This is a genomic window from Phyllobacterium bourgognense, from assembly GCF_003337575.1.
In the GTDB taxonomy this organism is placed as follows: domain Bacteria; phylum Pseudomonadota; class Alphaproteobacteria; order Rhizobiales; family Rhizobiaceae; genus Phyllobacterium; species Phyllobacterium bourgognense.
Map to the genome: position 1 here is coordinate 38,321 of NZ_QPJM01000003.1, position 16,668 is coordinate 54,988.

Annotated in this window: 22 protein-coding genes; 9 read left to right on the top strand and 13 right to left on the bottom strand. The window is 56.2% G+C overall.

Annotation, left to right across the window (positions count from 1 at the left end; genetic code table 11):
• The first annotated feature begins 2 nt into the window (after positions 1-2).
• The 6 genes from C7476_RS27810 to panB all read left to right on the top strand — a co-directional run bounded on the left by C7476_RS27810 (position 3) and on the right by panB (position 5,654).
• On the top strand, positions 3-221 hold the full coding sequence (locus C7476_RS27810; protein ID WP_147274625.1) for a hypothetical protein: 219 nt from the start codon (positions 3-5) through the stop codon (positions 219-221).
• 230 nt (positions 222-451) lie between these two features.
• Positions 452-1,525, top strand: coding sequence for a quinolinate synthase NadA (gene nadA / locus C7476_RS06470; protein WP_114429091.1), 1,074 nt, complete (start codon positions 452-454; stop codon positions 1,523-1,525).
• A 14-nt stretch (positions 1,526-1,539) separates the two neighbouring features.
• The gene (locus tag C7476_RS06475) at positions 1,540-3,099 is read left to right on the top strand and encodes an L-aspartate oxidase (protein WP_114429092.1); all 1,560 of its coding nucleotides are present in this window, start codon (positions 1,540-1,542) and stop codon (positions 3,097-3,099) included.
• Between the two features lie 11 nt (positions 3,100-3,110).
• Complete coding sequence (gene nadC / locus C7476_RS06480; protein ID WP_114429436.1) at positions 3,111-3,974, top strand: carboxylating nicotinate-nucleotide diphosphorylase; 864 nt, start codon at positions 3,111-3,113, stop codon at positions 3,972-3,974.
• On the top strand, positions 3,971-4,816 hold the full coding sequence (gene panC / locus C7476_RS06485; protein WP_114429093.1) for a pantoate--beta-alanine ligase: 846 nt from the start codon (positions 3,971-3,973) through the stop codon (positions 4,814-4,816). The genes nadC and panC overlap by 4 nt, the downstream gene beginning before the upstream one ends.
• A 22-nt stretch (positions 4,817-4,838) precedes the next feature.
• Positions 4,839-5,654 (top strand): 3-methyl-2-oxobutanoate hydroxymethyltransferase, encoded by an 816-nt coding sequence (panB, locus tag C7476_RS06490; RefSeq protein ID WP_114429094.1) that lies wholly within the window; start codon positions 4,839-4,841, stop codon positions 5,652-5,654.
• A gap of 3 nt (positions 5,655-5,657) precedes the next feature.
• On the opposite strand, the gene C7476_RS06495 is transcribed toward panB, so the two are convergent.
• From C7476_RS06495 to ygfZ, 5 genes are read right to left on the bottom strand one after another with little or no spacing between them, the layout of a single operon-like run.
• Positions 5,658-6,170 (bottom strand): cupin domain-containing protein, encoded by a 513-nt coding sequence (locus tag C7476_RS06495; RefSeq protein ID WP_114429095.1) that lies wholly within the window; start codon positions 6,168-6,170, stop codon positions 5,658-5,660.
• A gap of 9 nt (positions 6,171-6,179) precedes the next feature.
• Positions 6,180-7,136, bottom strand: a complete 957-nt coding sequence (locus tag C7476_RS06500) for an NUDIX hydrolase (RefSeq protein WP_114429096.1) — start codon at positions 7,134-7,136, stop codon at positions 6,180-6,182.
• A 2-nt stretch (positions 7,137-7,138) separates the two neighbouring features.
• Positions 7,139-7,654 (bottom strand): tyrosine phosphatase family protein, encoded by a 516-nt coding sequence (locus C7476_RS06505; protein ID WP_114429097.1) that lies wholly within the window; start codon positions 7,652-7,654, stop codon positions 7,139-7,141.
• Between the two features lie 4 nt (positions 7,655-7,658).
• The gene (locus C7476_RS06510) at positions 7,659-8,303 is read right to left on the bottom strand and encodes a YfbR-like 5'-deoxynucleotidase (protein WP_114429098.1); all 645 of its coding nucleotides are present in this window, start codon (positions 8,301-8,303) and stop codon (positions 7,659-7,661) included.
• 12 nt (positions 8,304-8,315) lie between these two features.
• A complete protein-coding gene (gene ygfZ, locus C7476_RS06515; protein ID WP_114429099.1) occupies positions 8,316-9,167 on the bottom strand; it encodes a CAF17-like 4Fe-4S cluster assembly/insertion protein YgfZ in 852 nt (283 codons plus the stop codon).
• A gap of 76 nt (positions 9,168-9,243) precedes the next feature.
• Here ygfZ and C7476_RS06520 point away from each other — a divergent pair, with 76 nt between their 5' ends.
• Positions 9,244-10,578, top strand: coding sequence for a dihydroorotase (locus tag C7476_RS06520; protein WP_114429100.1), 1,335 nt, complete (start codon positions 9,244-9,246; stop codon positions 10,576-10,578).
• On the opposite strand, the gene C7476_RS06525 is transcribed toward C7476_RS06520, so the two are convergent.
• The 7 genes from C7476_RS06525 to C7476_RS06555 all read right to left on the bottom strand — a co-directional run bounded on the left by C7476_RS06525 (position 10,566) and on the right by C7476_RS06555 (position 14,887).
• Positions 10,566-11,354: a PhzF family phenazine biosynthesis protein gene (locus C7476_RS06525; RefSeq protein WP_245426183.1), complete on the bottom strand. Its 789-nt coding sequence runs from the start codon at positions 11,352-11,354 to the stop codon at positions 10,566-10,568. The genes C7476_RS06520 and C7476_RS06525 overlap by 13 nt on opposite strands.
• Before the next feature lie 54 nt (positions 11,355-11,408).
• Complete coding sequence (locus tag C7476_RS06530) at positions 11,409-12,206, bottom strand: sigma-70 family RNA polymerase sigma factor (protein WP_425373958.1); 798 nt, start codon at positions 12,204-12,206, stop codon at positions 11,409-11,411.
• A 58-nt stretch (positions 12,207-12,264) separates the two neighbouring features.
• Complete coding sequence (locus C7476_RS06535) at positions 12,265-12,723, bottom strand: carboxymuconolactone decarboxylase family protein (protein ID WP_114429103.1); 459 nt, start codon at positions 12,721-12,723, stop codon at positions 12,265-12,267.
• 100 nt (positions 12,724-12,823) lie between these two features.
• On the bottom strand, positions 12,824-13,633 hold the full coding sequence (locus C7476_RS06540) for a dihydrolipoyllysine-residue succinyltransferase component of 2-oxoglutarate dehydrogenase complex (protein ID WP_114429104.1): 810 nt from the start codon (positions 13,631-13,633) through the stop codon (positions 12,824-12,826).
• Between the two features lie 13 nt (positions 13,634-13,646).
• Positions 13,647-13,904 (bottom strand): hypothetical protein, encoded by a 258-nt coding sequence (locus tag C7476_RS06545; RefSeq protein ID WP_114429105.1) that lies wholly within the window; start codon positions 13,902-13,904, stop codon positions 13,647-13,649.
• A 102-nt stretch (positions 13,905-14,006) separates the two neighbouring features.
• Positions 14,007-14,375 (bottom strand): TIGR02301 family protein, encoded by a 369-nt coding sequence (locus tag C7476_RS06550; protein ID WP_114429106.1) that lies wholly within the window; start codon positions 14,373-14,375, stop codon positions 14,007-14,009.
• Positions 14,376-14,455: 80 nt separating this feature from the next.
• Positions 14,456-14,887 carry an NUDIX hydrolase gene (locus tag C7476_RS06555; protein WP_114429107.1) on the bottom strand — a complete coding sequence of 144 codons (432 nt, stop codon included), beginning with the start codon at positions 14,885-14,887 and terminating at the stop codon, positions 14,456-14,458.
• Between the two features lie 102 nt (positions 14,888-14,989).
• On the opposite strand from C7476_RS06555, the gene C7476_RS06560 reads away from it, so the two are divergent.
• Both C7476_RS06560 and C7476_RS06565 read left to right on the top strand, forming a co-directional pair.
• Complete coding sequence (locus tag C7476_RS06560) at positions 14,990-15,754, top strand: SOS response-associated peptidase (protein WP_114429108.1); 765 nt, start codon at positions 14,990-14,992, stop codon at positions 15,752-15,754.
• 35 nt (positions 15,755-15,789) lie between these two features.
• Positions 15,790-16,404 carry a LysE/ArgO family amino acid transporter gene (locus tag C7476_RS06565; protein ID WP_114429109.1) on the top strand — a complete coding sequence of 205 codons (615 nt, stop codon included), beginning with the start codon at positions 15,790-15,792 and terminating at the stop codon, positions 16,402-16,404.
• Here the strand turns inward: C7476_RS06565 and C7476_RS06570 are convergent.
• Positions 16,381-16,548, bottom strand: coding sequence for a transcriptional regulator (locus C7476_RS06570; RefSeq protein WP_112527813.1), 168 nt, complete (start codon positions 16,546-16,548; stop codon positions 16,381-16,383). The two genes, C7476_RS06565 and C7476_RS06570, sit on opposite strands and share 24 nt — an antisense overlap.
• Positions 16,549-16,668 lie beyond the last annotated feature (120 nt).

Here is a 16,668-nt window from a genome sequence, read left to right on the forward strand (position 1 = left end):
TTATGCGAATAGTTCTACCGATTCTGGTGCTGGGCGCTATTACACTTGGCGGTTGCGCCAACTCCGGCAATGTCAGTCCACTCGTTTGGTGCGATCGGCCAAGTGATCGCGATGCAACGGTGTTTACCGATTGCACACCGCGTATCGGTGGCGACAGCCCGCAGAGACGCTATTTGCAAGAGCGCCGCTACAACGATTATCGTCAGTCCAGGGGAGGGTAATTCCAGGGATGGAAAGGTCGTCAAGGCCGCACCTAGCGTATCCTTCCCGCCAGTGAGTCACAAAAAGCTCGATTATCAACCTTGAAGCCAGCAAAATAATCCCCTATGTATTTCGCGACGGCCCTGCCGTTTTTCTTTTGGTCATAAATATGCTCAAAGTGAGTATAAATGGCCAGCGACCAAAACTCGGCCAACTTGCCGAGTGAAAGAATGTCCAGGAGGAAGTGGATATGACCAGCGCTGCCCGCATCAAGACCGACCGTGTGTCCGGTCAAACTGCAGCGAAACGTTTTGGCGTTCTCAAGATGCCGGATCTTTCCTATACACCGGAGATCGCTGCCGAAACCGAGCATCTGTACGAACGTGTCGCTCACCATATCCCGCGGATCGAATGGCCGGTCTACGCACCTTATGTGGCTGCGATCAACCGTCTGAAGAAACAGCGCAACGCCGTCATCCTCGCCCACAACTATCAAACCCCGGAGATTTTTCACTGCGTGGCCGATATCGTCGGTGACTCCCTGCAGCTCGCCAAAGAGGCGACACGCGTGGACGCAGAGATCATCGTTCAATGCGGTGTACACTTCATGGCGGAGACGTCCAAACTTCTCAATCCGCACAAAACTGTGCTGATCCCGGACATGCGCGCTGGCTGCTCGCTGGCCGAGTCCATTACCGGGGCTGATGTACGCTTGCTGCGCGAGACCTATCCGGGAGTGCCGATTGTCACCTACGTGAATACTTCCGCTGAAGTGAAGGCGGAAAGCGATATATGCTGCACATCGGCCAATGCAGTCCAGGTTGTCGAAAGCTTCGGCGTCGATCGGGTTTTGTGCATTCCGGACGAATTCCTCGCGCAGAATGTCGCCGCACAGACCAACGTCAAGATATTGACGTGGAAAGGCCATTGCGAGGTGCACGAGCGGTTCACGGCGGATGAGTTGCTCGCATATCGGGCAGCCGATCCGGATATCCAGATCATTGCTCATCCTGAATGTCCGCCTGAAGTGGTGGCAATCGCCGACTATACCGGCTCGACGCGAGGCATGATCGACTATGTGAAGGACAATCGTCCGGCCAAGGTGCTGCTCGTCACAGAGTGCTCCATGGCCTCCAATATCGAATCTGAAGTACCGGACGTAAAGTTCATCAAGCCGTGCAATCTTTGCCCGCACATGAAGCGCATCACATTGCCGAACATTCTTGAAAGCCTGGTCTACATGCGTGAAGAAATTCACGTCGATCCGCTGATCGCCGAAAAGGCGCGGCTCGCTGTAGAGCGTATGGTCAACCTGAAGAACTGAGACGAGAAAAGCTGATGTCCACTCATTCCGATCCCGTCATCATCATCGGTGGCGGACTTGCCGGACTTTTTTGTGCACTGAAACTTGCTCCTCGGCCAGTCACTGTGCTTGCGGCGGCACCCATTGGCCGCGGTGCATCCTCGGCCTGGGCGCAGGCGGGTATTGCTGCTGCCGTCTCGGAAGGCGATACGAAGGAAAAGCATGTCGCCGACACGGTCGCCGCGGGTGACGGTATCGTCGATGAGAGCATTGCGCGGTTGATGGCGAGCGAGGCGGCGTCCCGTGTCCACGATCTTCTCGGCTACGGCGTCCCGTTCGACCGCGATCTCGAAGGCAGGCTGCAGGTATCGCGCGAAGCGGCGCATTCGGAAAGCCGTATCGTCAGGGTACGCGGCGATATGGCGGGGCGTGCGATCATGCAGGCTCTGGTGAAAACGGTTGAAAACACGCCATCTATCAGGGTGATGGAAGGGTATGTGGTCGAAGACCTGATGATTGAGAAAGGCGCGGTAACCGGTGTCATCGCGCGAACAGAAGCAGGGCGCGGCACGCAGGTAAAACTGGCTTCACAAGCGGTTGTGATCGCCACCGGCGGCATCGGCCATCTCTATGCGGTTACCACCAATCCTTCCGAGGCACGCGGCGAGGGTATCGGCATGGCAGCGCGGGCTGGTGCGATGATGGCAGATATGGAGTTCGTGCAGTTTCACCCGACAGCGCTGGATGTGAACAAAGACCCGGCACCCTTGGCGACGGAGGCCCTCCGCGGTCACGGTGCGACGCTGATCAATCGAGCCGGTGAACGGTTTATGCTCAAGCTGGATCCTGATGCGGAACTTGGTCCCCGCGATGTCGTGGCGCGCGGGATCTATGCTGAAGTCATGGCTGGTCGCGGTGCCTGGCTCGACTGCACCAAGGCCGTGGGTGCCTCGTTCGCCGAGGAGTTTCCGACGGTCTACAAGTATTGCCGCGATGCCGGCATCGATCCGGTTATCGACCCCATACCTGTTATACCTGCCGCGCACTATTTCATGGGCGGCATTCTGACAGACGCCGACGGGCGCACCTCGATCGATGGGCTCTGGGCTTGCGGGGAATGCACTTCGACTGGAGCGCACGGGGCAAACCGGCTAGCGTCCAATTCATTGCTTGAAGCCGTCGTGTTCTCCGCGCGCATTGCCGCCAAGATCGGCAAGGGTGACGCGAATTATACGGAAGATTGGTCAAAAGGCTCGGTCGATCGGGACGACTTGGCCGCCGAAGCGGATACGGCAGCGATGACCACACTCCGCAAGACGATGAGTGCCAGTTTTGGCGTTATCCGTGACCGCAGAGGCATGCTTCAAGGGTTGAAGACTATTCTTGAGTTGGACAAAGCCAATCGTGATGCTGCCTTTCGGAATGTATTGGCGACGGCAAAGCTGGTCGCCGTCAGCGCTTTGCAACGCGAGGAAAGTCGCGGCGGCCATTTCCGCACGGACTTTCCAGAGAAACGTGCTGAGTTGCAGCACAGGACATTTCTGACACTGTCCGATGCCGAAGCTTCTGTGAGTGAAATGATGGAGTTGGCCTGATGGCTGAAGATATGCAAAAAGCCTTCCCGCCGTCTCTTCCGCAATTACTGATCGAGGATGCCGTACGTGCCGCCATGCTCGAAGACCTTGGCCGGGCAGGGGATATCACGACAAACGCCACCCTGCCGGAGGATGCAGTCGCCAACGCAGTGCTTTCCAGTCGCGAAGCCGGTGCGATCTGCGGTATTGGTTTTGCCTGCACCGCCTTTGCGTTGATGGACCCGAAGTTGAAAATTACCACGCTGGCCAGGGATGGCGCGAGGGTCAAGCCGGGTGACGACATTGCGCGCATCGAAGGCAACGCCCGTGCCATGCTCTCTGCCGAACGCGTCGCGCTCAATTTCCTCATGCATCTGAGCGGCATTGCAAGCTATACCGCAAAATTCGCCGATTTGATTGCCCACACCAACGCCAAGGTCTGCGATACACGCAAGACCATTCCCGGCATGCGGGCCTTCGCCAAATATGCGGTGAAATGCGGTGGCGGCTCCAATCATCGTTTCGGGCTCGATGATGCTATCCTGATCAAGGATAATCACATCGCAGTGGCAGGCGGAGTCGCAAAGGCCATTCTCGCCGCACGCGCCTATGCCGGACATCTCGTCAAGATCGAGGTGGAAGTCGACGGCCTCAAGCAGTTTGAAGAGGCGCTTTCCGTCGCTGCCGACGTGATTCTTCTTGATAATATGGCGCCGGAACTGCTTGAAAAGGCGGTGAAAATCAATGGTGGCCGAGCGAAACTGGAAGCATCCGGCAATATAGCGTTTGACACGATCAAGGCGATTGCAGAAACCGGTGTCGATTATATCTCGACATCGAAAATTACCATGGCAGCACCAACGCTGGACATTGGACTGGACATCGAAATCAAATGAAGGTCATCGCCACCATTGCAGAACTGCGCGCTGCCCTCAAATCTGAACGCCTCAAAGGCAAATCCATCGGTCTCGTGCCAACGATGGGTTATTTGCACATTGGGCATCTGACACTCGTCCACAATTCGAAAAATGCCTGCGACGTCACTGTTGTTTCGATTTTCGTCAACCCGACGCAGTTCGGGCCGAATGAGGACCTGTCCTCCTATCCGCGCGACATGGCAGGTGACCTTGCCAAGCTCGAGGCCGAGGGTGTCGATTACGTATTTACGCCGGATGTTGCGGAAATTTACCGCCAAGGCGCCAATACGATCGTTGATAACCCGGTGCTGTCGCGGATACTGATCGGCAAGATACGCCCCGGGCATTTTCGCGGCGTTACAACTGTCGTCACCAAACTGTTTAATATAGTTCAGCCGGACCATGCGTTTTTCGGCGAGAAGGATTACCAGCAATTGACGATCGTCCGCCGGATGGTGGCCGACCTCGACATGCCGATCGAGATAACCGGAGTGGCCACCGTACGTGAAGATGACGGCGTCGCGTGTTCGTCACGCAATGCCATGCTGACCCCTGCCGACCGCAAGGCTGCTGTCATCCTGGCGAAATCGCTGTTGCATGCGGAGGAATTGGTCGGCCGCGGTCAGCGCTCGGTATCGGCCATTCGCAATGCCATTCGCGCAGTTCTGGAAACCGAAAAGCGTGGCGAGATCGAATCCGTCGACATCCGCGATGCGCGGACGCTTGATCCGGTTTCGGGAAAATTCAAACAGCCAGTCGTCATTTTGTTGACAGTCCGCTTCGGCAAGGTGCGTCTGATCGACCAGCGCGTTGTCGGCTGAACGGGAAGAGGGAGCAGGAGCAATGAGTCAGGAAATCGTCACTCGCCGCGTTACCGCACCGGAAATACGTATTCGCAAGGGCGGCGAGCCGATCGTTGCGTTGACCTCCTACCATGCCAACACTGCGCGCATCGTCGATCAGCATGCTGATATTCTCCTCGTTGGCGACAGTCTCGCCATGGTTCTTTACGCCATGGAATCAACGCTCGGTGTGTCACTCGATCTTATGATCGCCCATGGCCGTGCCGTGGTGCGTGGCTCAAAGCGGGCGATGGTCGTGGTCGATATGCCGTTTGGCTCTTACGAGGAGAGCCCCGAGATTGCGTTCCGCAATGCTGCTCGCGTCATGCAGGAGACCGGTTGCGGGGCAGTCAAGCTGGAGGGTGGCGTGCGCATGGCTGACACCATCCGCTTCCTGATCGAGCGCGGCATACCGGTGATGGCGCATATCGGATTGACGCCGCAATCCGTCAACACGCTCGGTGGCTTCAAGACACAAGGTCGCGACACGGCGCTATGGCCGCTGATCAAGGCCGATGCAAAGGGGGTCAGCGACGCAGGAGCCTTTTCAGTGGTGCTTGAGGGAATTGTGGAACCGCTTGCGGCTGAGATTTCACGTGAGATCGCCATTCCCACGATTGGAATTGGCGGGTCAGTCGAATGTGACGGTCAGATCCTCGTGCTTGAGGACATGCTCGGCTACAACCCGAAGCCGCCCAAATTCGTAAAGGTCTATGGCGCCGTCGGTACGGCTATCGACGAAGCTGTCAAAGCCTACGCGGATGACGTCCGTTCGCGAAAATTCCCGGGCGATGAGAACGTTTATCTGCCGAAGTAGATGCTAGTTGCGCGGCTTTTGTTCGGTATCGGCGCCTTGCCAGTATTCCATAGTGGCGGCTTTATCGTAGCCTTCACTCAGTAATCTCACACCAACGCGTCCGGTTTCGGGATAGACAACGACTTCGTTCGGGTTTTTCTCGCCGATCATGATGAACCGGCAGGGCGTGTCGCTGTGGTTGTAAAATGAATGTCCGACTTTCTGGCCAGCCGGAAAGCAGACGTGATCCCCCGCCTTCATCAAATATGTCTTGTCGCCTAGCCGCAGCGTCATCTCACCTTCGAGGATAAACGCCTGCTCTTCCTCGAGCATGTGATAATGGTTCATGTTGGATTCTTTGCCCGGCGCGAGTTCTTCCAGGGCCACACCAACGTGGTTCGCTCCCCCAAATCCTGAGAGATAGCGAAATTTGGTGCCATAGCGCGTACCTTTCGACCATTCCTCCAACGGAACATTTTCCGATGCGAATGGTTCGGATATTCCTTCGGCATTGAGCGATGTCGGCTTGTCGTTCATCCCTTCCTCCTATCCCCTGCCACCAACGCGCAATCCCGCCACGCTGCGCTCTTCGAGCACATCGTGCCGGAACCGATAAAGCGCTGCCGGCCTGCCTCGCGCCTGCGTTTGTTCTGCGCCGGTTGGTTCGACCAGTTCTGTTGTCTCGACCAATCTGCGGAAATTCTGCTTGTGCAGGTGGCGACCAGAAATCGCCTCTACAGTCTCCTGCAGTGCGGTCAAGGTAAAGGTGGGGGGCATTAACTCGAATACCACAGGCCTGTATTTCAGCTTGGCGCGCAGCCGCGAGATGGCGGTCGCAAGAATGCGCCGGTGGTCAAAACTCATCGAAAGTCCCAGGACACGCGAAAGATGCGTGCCTTCCGCCCGTCCATCGCGCGCTGCCTCCTCTATCAGTCCCGCTTCGTACAGGAGTTCATAACGTTCAAGCACCCTCTCTTCATCCCACATAATTCCATCGTCTCCAAATGCGAGCCGGAAACGGCTTAGCCGCGCGGGAAGCCCACTCTTGTCGGCCCAGGCATGCAGAGCGGGGCGGATCGTTTCATCGATCATGGCGGGCTTGCCGACGCGCCAGTCTTCCCAAGGCAAGAACGAGTACCAGCTGCGCCAGCGAGCGCCGGATCTGCGAAGCGAATCTCCGTCATCGGTTATGCGCGTGAGCGCTAGATAACCGACTGAAACGATGTGCAGGTCGCGATCTTCAGCGGTTTTGTGGCGGCCACGATCACCGAAGGTGTAGAGCTGTTCAACATACCCAAGACGTAAAGGCGTCTGCTCCGCCACCCACTCACGCAGTCCGGTCTCGAAGGTTCGATGCAACAGCGGATTGAACGGGCCGAAGGGCAGTTCGTCGCGCTCGTTGTCATCGCTGGAAGGTGTGGTCAAGATCAGCGGATCATTATTGGCGACGGCGACAATGGCGGCGCTCAGATTGATTTCAACGGCATTGGGTGTGCCCGTCACGTCTACACCGTCAGCGGAAGAATGAATGGCGTGCCCTCAAAGGCCTCTTCACCGCGACCGATCGCGTTGATGGCATCCACCATTCTGCCGTTGCGAACGAGGATATCATCGGCGAGCGCTACAAGTCTGCCATTGGGTGTGGCAGACGGTGCATTCTGGCGCAATTTCTGCGCCAGGAGCTCTTCATCAAGCTCCGGGTTAAGCGCAATTGCGGTGATATAGGCTGCAGCGGTCGAGCGCGAGATTCCAGCGTAGCAATGGATGAGCAAGGGTGCCTGGCGGTCCCAAAGTCGGCCAAACGCGATCAGCTGCGTGATATGTTCGGACACAGGGTGGGTCATGCCTTCCGCAGGCTCAAGAATATCGTTGAATCCAAGAAACAGATGGCGCTCTTCCAGAATCTCTACGGGGCGAGGCACGACCGTATCGGCATTGATAAGCGTGATCATATCACGCGCGCCAAAACGGGTTACAGACTCAGCGAGACGCGACAAGGGAGAGACAACGATATGCGGCATGTTCTTATCCCCGGCTCTGTGCCTGTGACTCATTAAGTATAGCAAAACGCAGCAGAAAAGCATTTTGTGCATTCTGGGTCGCGAGTGCCGTCAAGTCGAGACCTTCTGGATTAATTCCGCGGGGACGCCCGAAAAACTGCACCGCTTCTTTCTCCGCAAACCCTGCAAGGCGCGTCGCCTCATAATAGGCGGCAATCGCATCCGCCCGCTTGATCAGGGCACGTAAAGTTTGGTGAACGACGGGCGCGAGCGAAAAGCGCAGATGAATAGCGTGTTGCAGCCTCAATTCGACGCTTTTATAATCCCCACCGACAACGGCTTTGAACGGTGAAATCATGTCGCCGATCACATATTCCGGTGCATCATGCAGGAGAGTGATAAGGCGCTGTTCCGTCGTCGCCTCCGGGGCGATCCTCCCGAAGATTTCTTCCACCAGCAGCGAATGCTGCGCTACCGAAAATGCGTGCTCACCAACCGTCTGACCATTCCAGCGTGCAACACGCGACAGCCCTTGCGCGATGTCTTCGATTTCAATATCGAGCGGCGAGGGGTCAAGCAAATCCAGTCGCCGCCCTGAGAGCATGCGCTGCCAGGCGCGAAATTCTGTTTTCTTCAAATTGCTCGGTTGCGGCTTTGCCGGTCGCAGCATCCTATTCCCCGATCAGGCCTCTTGCTTCGCCTCGGGGAATGTAAACCGGTGTTCGGGCGGAATGGCAAGGTGGATCGGAATATCTCCTGCCAGAATGGGTATGCCGCTATCCAATGCATCTTTTACGCGGTCGATCCGGACGAGGCCAAGGCCAGATGATCCTGCAACGCTGCCGAGGGTGCCAATCTCGCGTTCGTTGGCAGTTATGGATGTACCAGTAGCCGGCAGGTCCGAGGCTCCCGTCACAATCAGGATACGTCTTCGCGCGGTTCCACGATGCTGCATGCGCGAGACAACTTCCTGACCGACAAAACAGCCCTTTCTGAAAGAAACGCCGCCGGTCTGATCCAGATTAACATCATGGGGAAAGGCATCGCCGAGAGTATAATCCAGTGGGGCTTCCGCCACCCCATGAGCGATGCGCAGCGCAGTCCACATTGTTTCTGGAACGTCTGATGAAGGCTCACCCTCATAACATCGCACAACGTTGAGCGCTTGGGGAAAGCGTCGGTCACGTACAGTTGAATCTGCTTCTGAAGCGCCGGACTCATTTTCCCAGGAAACATGAACAAGTGACTCTGAATCCACGGCTATATGCACTTTGGCGCGCAGTTTATAGAGCGTCAGCCTCTTCAACAAATCATCTGCAGAGGTCTGCAGTGTATCAAGCCGCAGGCCACCGCCGTTCCGTGAAACGAGAAACTCGAACAGGATCTTGCCTTGCGGATTGAGCAAGGCACCAGGTTTTAGATCGCCGTGCTCCAGCGTGTCGAGATCGGTGGTGATGAGATTTTGCAGGAAATCTTCGGCATCCTCGCCCGTAACGTTCAGGACTGCTCTTCCACTTAAACTTAGCCGTGGCATTCGATCACCCTTGCCTTTCCTGTCCCTGTTACGTAATCCGCAAGGGACGCGTTCGCAAGGCTGGAGTGGAAAGCAAATGGCTCAGACGTTCGACACGATTTTCAGGAGCGGGATTGTCGTCAACCAGGACGGTGTTGGCTTGCGTGATATTGGCATCGCCAACGGCCGCATTGCTGCCATCGGCAATCTTGGCAGCGCTTCAGCCGCCGAGATCATTGACGCCACTGGCTTGCATATCCTTCCGGGCGTCGTCGATAGCCAGGTGCATTTTCGCGAACCGGGCCTTGAACACAAGGAAGATCTGGAGAGTGGTTCGCGCTCCGCTGTACTCGGCGGGGTCACAGCGGTCTTTGAAATGCCGAATACCAACCCGCTGACAACCACTGCTGAAACGCTGGAGGACAAGGTTCGGCGTGGCCGCCACCGCATGCATTGCGACTTCGCGTTCTGGGTAGGCGGTACGCGCGACAATGCAGATGATGTCGCCGAGCTCGAACGTTTGCCTGGCGCTGCAGGCATCAAGGTGTTCATGGGCTCTTCTACTGGTGATCTCCTTGTCGAGGACGATGAGGGGGTGCGTTCTATCCTGAAAAACACCCGCCGCCGTGCCGCTTTTCATTCGGAGGACGAATTCCGCCTGCGCGAACGCGAAGGCTTGCGCGTTCCGGGCGACCCGTCTTCGCACCCAATCTGGCGCGACGAGGTTGCGGCGCTGCAATGTACTCAGCGTCTCGTCCGCATCGCGCGAGAAACTGGGGCGCGCATCCATGTTCTACACATTTCGACTGCGGAGGAGATCGATTTCCTCGGCGATCACAAGGACGTAGCGAGTTGCGAGGCAACGCCGCATCATTTGACCCTCGATGCCAGCCAATACGCGGCGCTTGGAACATTGCTGCAGATGAACCCCCCGGTACGCGACGCGCGTCATCGCGACGGCGTCTGGAAGGGCATCGGGCAGGGGATTGTCGACGTGCTCGGGTCCGATCATGCGCCGCACACACTGGGAGAAAAATCAAAGCCCTATCCGGCGTCGCCATCCGGCATGACGGGTGTGCAGACGCTGGTGCCGATCATGCTCGACCACGTAAACGCCGGCCGTATGTCGATCGAGCGTTTTGTTGATTTGAGCTCGCATGGCCCCAACCGCCTGTTCGGCATGGCTCGCAAGGGACGTATTGCGGTCGGCTACGATGCCGATTTGACTGTCGTCGACTTGAAACGGCGCGAAACCATCACCAACGCGCTGGTCGGGTCAAAGGCTGGCTGGACGCCTTATGACGGGAGGACGGTAACCGGCTGGCCTGTTGGCACCATCATCCGCGGCAACAAGGTCATGTGGGAAGGTGAGATCGTCACACCAGGCCAAGGCGAGCCTATCTTGTTCGGCGAGGCGCTTCAGGGCAAATAAATCTGAGCCTTCATAAAGGTGATGGCCGACCCCGTAATCAGCACGCGGTCACCTTCGAGCTCACAAAGCAGATGTCCGCCGCGCTTCGAGCGCTGGAACGCCGAAAGCCTGGGTTTACCCAGTTCTCCTGCCCAATAGGGCACGAGTGTCGCATGGATCGAGCCAGTCACCGGATCTTCCGGAATGCCCGCATGCGGAACAAAATAACGCGAAACAAAGTCATGTTCGTCGCCTCTTGCCGTAATCACGAACCCAAATGGGTCGATCTGTGTGATCTTCGGCAAATCCGGAATGAAGTCGAGGACCGCTTGCTCATTCTTCAACACAACAAAGACGTTTTCGAAGTTCTGAAATGCCGACAAATGGTCGCCTCCAGTGATTTCGTTCAGCAGTGGAAGAATTTCGTCAATCGGTTCCGGCGGAAAACTTGGAAAATCAAGCTGGTATGCTGAGTTCTTCCTGTCGACACGCAAAGCGCCGACCCTGGTCTGAAATACTAGTTCGCCCTCTATGCCAAACTCGTTTGCAAGGACATGCGCCGTCGCGAGCGTCGCATGTCCGCAGAAGTTGGCCTCGTGCACTGGCGTGAACCAGCGCAGATCCCAGCAACTCGCATTGGGCTTCACGAAGGCGGTCTCGGCCAGATTGTTCTCGCTGGCAATCGCCTGCATTGTCTCTACTGGCAACCAATCATCAAGGACAAGCACTGCGGCAGGATTGCCGCTAAAGAGTTCGGTGGTAAATGCGTCCACCTGATACATCGTCAATGATTGCATAGATAAGATCCTTGGAGGGTGATGGTCGCCACGCTAGCGAACGCCAGCCAAGGGTCAATGCGCAAAGTCGAGATGACGAAGTTTTTCAGGATTCCGCACGACGTAGATGGCCTTGATCTTGCCGTCCTCAATTTCAAGCGCAGTGGTTTGCGGAATGCCGTCACTTTCCGCCGTTACAAACCCGGGCAGGCCGTCGATGAGTCCTTCGTGCACCAATGGCGGTAAACTATAGGCTGCCCGGCGCGAAACCTCACCGAAGAACAGGCAGACATTTGCCATTGAATGGATCGGATCGATCGCAGCGAAGCGAATTCCGCCGCCATCGGCGTAGAGCACGACATCGTCTGCCAACAAGGACTGCAGGGCCTGCATGTCGCCACTGCGGGATGCCTTGAAAAAGGCAGCGGCGATATTCTTGCCTTGCTCATCCGAAACCGGAAAGCGCAGTTTTGCTTTCTGGACGTGGCTGCGGGCGCGGCTCGCGAGCTGTCTGCATGTTGCTGGATCTCGACTAATCGCTTCGGAAATCTGATTGAAATCTTGGCCGAACACGTCATGCAGCAGAAACGCTGCGCGTTCCAGAGGCGACAATCGTTCCAGCGCCATCATCAAGGTCAAGGTAATATCGCTGTCGGATTCGTCCTCGCTCGGATCAAATATCGGTTCCGGCAACCAGTTTCCGACATAGGTCTCTCGCCGAACGCGCGCGGACTTCAGATGATCGAGACAAAGCCGCGTGATGGTACGCACGAGGAAAGCTTCCTCGCTGCGGACATCAGACCGGTCAGCCTGATGCCAGCGAATGAAGCCCTCCTGGACGATATCCTCCGCCTCCGCGACTGACCCTAGCATGCGGTAGGCAATGCGAGTCAGGCGCGGTCTGAGGCGATTGAACGTCTCGGCGCTATTGTCAGGCTGCGGCACTGTTTTTCTCTACCGGATGGACAGAGCGGAAGCCGATAGCCAGGCGATTCCACCCATTGATGGTTACGATCAACATGGAAAGCTTGACGATCTCCTCTTCGGTAAAGTTCTGCTTCAGCACGTCATAGACGCTGTCCGGAGCATGGGTCTTGGATATCAGCGTCAGGGCTTCCGTCCAGGCGAGTGCTGCGCGTTCGCGTTCGCTATAGAGCGGCGATTCCCGCCATGCGTTTAGCAAATAGAGGCGCTGCTCGGTCTCGCCCTTCTTACGAGCGTCCTTCGAATGCATGTCGAGGCAGAAGGCGCAGCCGTTGATCTGCGAAGCCCGCATCTTGACGAGCTCGATAAGGCTTATTTCCAGTCCGCTGCTGACGACGCTCTCTTCCATCTTGAGCATCGGCTTGATGAGTTCTTGGAAATTGTAGAGGTTCAATCTTGGTTTCATTGTCTATCTCCTTATGTGGCATTCAGTTGCCTGTACACAAGACGAGACAGCTCCGCCGAACGTGACATCCCGGCAAACTTTTTTATGAATCTTTGTAAGATCAGTCGCCGGTGACGAAAAACCGCCAGCGCCCCTTTGGCGTGATGCCAAGGCGATAGAATACATAAGTGCCGAATTGCTTCATCTCGTCGTAATCGCCTGCGGTGACGATCTGGAAGAGTTCGACCTTTTGCTTGGCATCGAGCTTGTCGAGCGGGTAGGCGAAGAAATAGGGCCAGACGTAAAGTTCGTCTGCCGTGCCGGCATCGAGGTGCACATAACCGGACTCAAGCACATCGACCAGAATGGCGAGAATTTCATGGCCATCTGGATCGCCGGCGAGGCTTTTCAGATAGGCCAATGGATCGCCATCGATATCCGTCAGCGAAAGCATCGTGACATCATCGCCTGAACCGATCAGTGGACGGAGCGCTTCAATTGATCCGGACTTGGCCGCAGTCAGAATGAGCTCGCGCATTTTCTGCACCGGGAAGGGCAGTTTGGCGACGTCGTATTCGACCTGAGGCGTTGCTGCGCCTTCCTTGGCATTCGGCATGGCAGGATTATTGCTTTGCGCAGCAGCGCCATCATCATCCGTTGCTGCCGGTGCCTGCGCAGGCTGCTCCGGTGTTGCGTCGGGCTTTTCGGGAGAGGAGGGTTGGGTCTGCGTTTCGCCAGCTGGTTTCTGTTCGGCACCGGGCTTCGCAGGTTCGGCGGCTTTGGGCAGTTCTTCTTTCTTGATCTCGCTCAAGGCGAGCTGCATCGGCGTATCGATGCCGACAGCGAAAGTCGGAACGGAGAAAGCACAAACCGCCGCCGCTAGGAAAAAGGTTCCGGCGATCGCGGAAGCGGAAAAGCGCTTTTCAGGCATGCAGGATCACCAATTATTGCAGAATGCGATTCGATGAAAATTCACCCGCAGAAATACGTTCACGCAAGCCATCGAGCAAGGCCAATGCGGACAGTTCGCCGTTATCACGGATCAGTTCGGTCAATGCGGTGGCAAAAGCAGCTTCAGCCATAATTTCAGGCTCGATACCTTCAAGCGTGCCATCAGCCCAGACTTCATTCTGATATTCGATTGCAACCAGCTTTTTTTCTTCTGCAACCAACCTATCAAGGTCTGTTGATGTCATGTTCATGATATACCATCCTTGGCCGAAGCCAATTCTTAAACTACCGCTAAACAATACCATACGTTTTGTTTAAAATGCGGTTCATTGGCTTCAACAGTTAAAGCCTGGTTAATTTCCATAGCCCGATACGATCTCCGAAGAAAGCCTTGTTCCTTCGATTTGGTAGCGGTCAATCGCCGCAATCGCCTGGCTCGTGCAGGTGGAATAAGTTTCGTTGAATGTACGGTATCCGCGGTTGAAACTGGCGATCAACTTGGCCCGGCGTGTCGGGTCCGGATTCTCTGCCAGGAGCAGCGAATCCATTCGATCCCGCCACTGGTTGCTTCTTTCGCCGCAAAGATTACGCAGCGAATGGATCGATCCGAGAACCTCGGCCAGCCGCAGGAGCTTGGTTTCGTAAAGCGGGTCGACCGCATAAGCAGGCACTGCCGTGGCGATTGCCGTCAAAAACGCTGTGATGACTATTGTACGCCGCACGCGACAACCCCGAGACTAGTTCCCCGAAAAGGTTGTTGCCCGAAAGCTTGGCATCTTCAAGGCGTCTGTGGTTAATACCCTCAGCTTTTAAATCCGAGTGCCAATTCGTTTACGACATCGAGAACGCTCGCGGTCACGTCGAATTCGGTCATTTCCTCCACCCGGAGCCAATGCACGGCCGCTGCATCATCTGCAGCGATTGCTTCTCCCATTGGATCAAGTGCCAGAAAGACGGCCAGGCGGAAGGCTTTCGGCGCTGGAAACTCCGGTGTCGAGTAATCGAAGGTGACGGTCGTGAGGTATGTTACTTCTGTTGCCGTTATGCCTGTTTCTTCATGCAGTTCGCGTATTGCTGCTTCTTGCGGGGTCTCGCCTTCCTCGCGTCGCCCGCCGGGGAATGCCAGCCAGCCCTTTGACGGCTCACGTGCTCTCTCAACCAGCAAGAATGCCTGATCGCGTATACAAACGGCCGAGACGCCATCGACAGTGACGGAGAGGGGAATCTGGTCCATACGTCAGGGGTAGGTGGTAAGAGAAGTTTTGACAAGGCCACCTTGACCCTGCATCGCAAATGCGGATGATCGCCACTCCAAAACAAATCGGGCATTGACTATATGTGCGCACGTTTTTCGCTCACCGAAACACCTGAAGACGTTGAAGCGTATCTCGCCCTCATGGAGCTCGAGCCTTTTCCTCCGCGCTATAATATCGCGCCGACACAGCCAATCCTCATGGTGGTGGCCGGCGAGACACCGCCGCCGGGCAGCAACCGACCCGATCGCAGAGCGCTTCTGGTGCGGTGGGGCTTTATTCCTGGCTGGGTGAAAGACACCGCCAATTATCCACTTATGATCAATGCGCGCTCCGAAACAGCAATCGAGAAAACATCGTTCAAAGTGGCGATGCGTCACCGCCGCGCACTGATCCCTGCCTCGGGATTCTACGAGTGGCGGCGGGACGGCAAGAGGAAGTCGCAAGCCTACTGGGTCCGGCCCCGCAACGGCGGAATCGTTGCATTTGCGGGTCTCTACGAACCGTGGGCAAATGCAGAAGGCTCCGAAATGGACACGGGCGCAATCCTGACGACAAACGCCAGCGAGGATTTGCGTTTCATCCATGATCGCATGCCCGTTATCATAGAACAGAAAGATTTTGCGCGTTGGCTCGATTGCAAGACGCAGGAACCGCGCCATGTCGCCGAACTCATGAAGCCGGCGCAGGCTGATTTCTTCGAGGCTATCCCTGTCTCGGACAAGGTCAACAAGTTTTCCAATACAGGTCCGGAAATCCAGGAAAGGTTCATCGAGACCATGGTAGAGCCGAAGAAAACAACACGCGGCAAATCGCCAGAGCCTGACAACCAGATGAAACTGTTCTAGATCCCAAATCCACTATTCTCCAGGATATCTACCCGATGTTTTCAGCCGCTCTCTCCGGTTTCCTTCTTGGCGCGTCCCTTATTATCGCTATCGGCGCGCAGAATGCTTTCATATTGCGGCAAGGACTGCTGCGAGAGCATGTCTTCCTCTTGAGCCTTATTTGCGCTCTGTCCGACGCCCTGTTGATTACGGCAGGCGTCGCTGGCCTTGGGACCCTGATCGCACAGTCACCCACACTCATCTCGGTCGTGACACTAGGCGGTGCCGCATTCTTGTTCTGGTATGCTTCAATTGCCTTTCGGCGCGCGCTCCACCCCGAGGTACTGAAAGCTGCGAACACCGGCAACGGCAATTTTAAGGTTGCGATCGGCACCGTTCTGGCGCTGACCTTTCTCAACCCGCATGTCTATCTTGATACCGTAGTTCTGCTTGGCGGCCTGTCGGCACGCTTTGAAGGTTGGAACCGTGCGGCCTACGGCGCAGGCGCGGCACTTGCGTCCTTCATTTGGTTCTTCGGCCTCGGCTATGGCGCGAGGCTATTGCAGCCGATTTTTGCGAAGCCGGCCGCGTGGCGCGTACTTGACGTTTTGATCGGCCTCGTCATGGCCGGCATTGGTTTAAGTCTGTTAGTCCGTTTCCTGAACAATTGAAGCAAACTTCAATTGCGGGCGTTGGCGAACAGTACTTAGAACGGCTGCGAGGATCGCGGCTGGCCCGATCGCGCGGTATTGTGAGGTAAGATGGTCGGCACGGGCGCTTTCGCGCGGCTTTGCCGTTTGCTGTGCATCGGTCATGGGTTTGGTCCTTTTATTCCCCTAAAGTCTAAGGCATCAGGATTCCCGTTCAAATTGGCCGGAAAAAAGGCACTTTCCGGGAGGATTTAGGGCTATTCGGTTAATTTGGATTAACCATCG

Bases quoted from the DNA above. Each gene is read 5' to 3' on its own strand.
- C7476_RS27810 (WP_147274625.1), top strand. From the start codon at position 3: ATGCGAATAGTTCTACCGATTCTGGTGCTGGGCGCTATTACACTTGGC.
- nadA (WP_114429091.1), top strand. From the start codon at position 452: ATGACCAGCGCTGCCCGCATCAAGACCGACCGTGTGTCCGGTCAAACT.
- C7476_RS06475 (WP_114429092.1), top strand. From the start codon at position 1,540: ATGTCCACTCATTCCGATCCCGTCATCATCATCGGTGGCGGACTTGCC.
- nadC (WP_114429436.1), top strand. From the start codon at position 3,111: ATGCAAAAAGCCTTCCCGCCGTCTCTTCCGCAATTACTGATCGAGGAT.
- panC (WP_114429093.1), top strand. From the start codon at position 3,971: ATGAAGGTCATCGCCACCATTGCAGAACTGCGCGCTGCCCTCAAATCT.
- panB (WP_114429094.1), top strand. From the start codon at position 4,839: ATGAGTCAGGAAATCGTCACTCGCCGCGTTACCGCACCGGAAATACGT.
- C7476_RS06495 (WP_114429095.1), bottom strand. From the start codon at position 6,170: ATGAACGACAAGCCGACATCGCTCAATGCCGAAGGAATATCCGAACCA.
- C7476_RS06505 (WP_114429097.1), bottom strand. From the start codon at position 7,654: ATGCCGCATATCGTTGTCTCTCCCTTGTCGCGTCTCGCTGAGTCTGTA.
- C7476_RS06510 (WP_114429098.1), bottom strand. From the start codon at position 8,303: ATGCTGCGACCGGCAAAGCCGCAACCGAGCAATTTGAAGAAAACAGAA.
- ygfZ (WP_114429099.1), bottom strand. From the start codon at position 9,167: ATGCCACGGCTAAGTTTAAGTGGAAGAGCAGTCCTGAACGTTACGGGC.
- C7476_RS06520 (WP_114429100.1), top strand. From the start codon at position 9,244: ATGGCTCAGACGTTCGACACGATTTTCAGGAGCGGGATTGTCGTCAAC.
- C7476_RS06525 (WP_245426183.1), bottom strand. From the start codon at position 11,354: ATGCAATCATTGACGATGTATCAGGTGGACGCATTTACCACCGAACTC.
- C7476_RS06530 (WP_425373958.1), bottom strand. From the start codon at position 12,206: ATGCTAGGGTCAGTCGCGGAGGCGGAGGATATCGTCCAGGAGGGCTTC.
- C7476_RS06535 (WP_114429103.1), bottom strand. From the start codon at position 12,723: ATGAAACCAAGATTGAACCTCTACAATTTCCAAGAACTCATCAAGCCG.
- C7476_RS06540 (WP_114429104.1), bottom strand. From the start codon at position 13,633: ATGCCTGAAAAGCGCTTTTCCGCTTCCGCGATCGCCGGAACCTTTTTC.
- C7476_RS06545 (WP_114429105.1), bottom strand. From the start codon at position 13,904: ATGAACATGACATCAACAGACCTTGATAGGTTGGTTGCAGAAGAAAAA.
- C7476_RS06555 (WP_114429107.1), bottom strand. From the start codon at position 14,887: ATGGACCAGATTCCCCTCTCCGTCACTGTCGATGGCGTCTCGGCCGTT.
- C7476_RS06560 (WP_114429108.1), top strand. From the start codon at position 14,990: ATGTGCGCACGTTTTTCGCTCACCGAAACACCTGAAGACGTTGAAGCG.
- C7476_RS06565 (WP_114429109.1), top strand. From the start codon at position 15,790: ATGTTTTCAGCCGCTCTCTCCGGTTTCCTTCTTGGCGCGTCCCTTATT.
- C7476_RS06570 (WP_112527813.1), bottom strand. From the start codon at position 16,548: ATGACCGATGCACAGCAAACGGCAAAGCCGCGCGAAAGCGCCCGTGCC.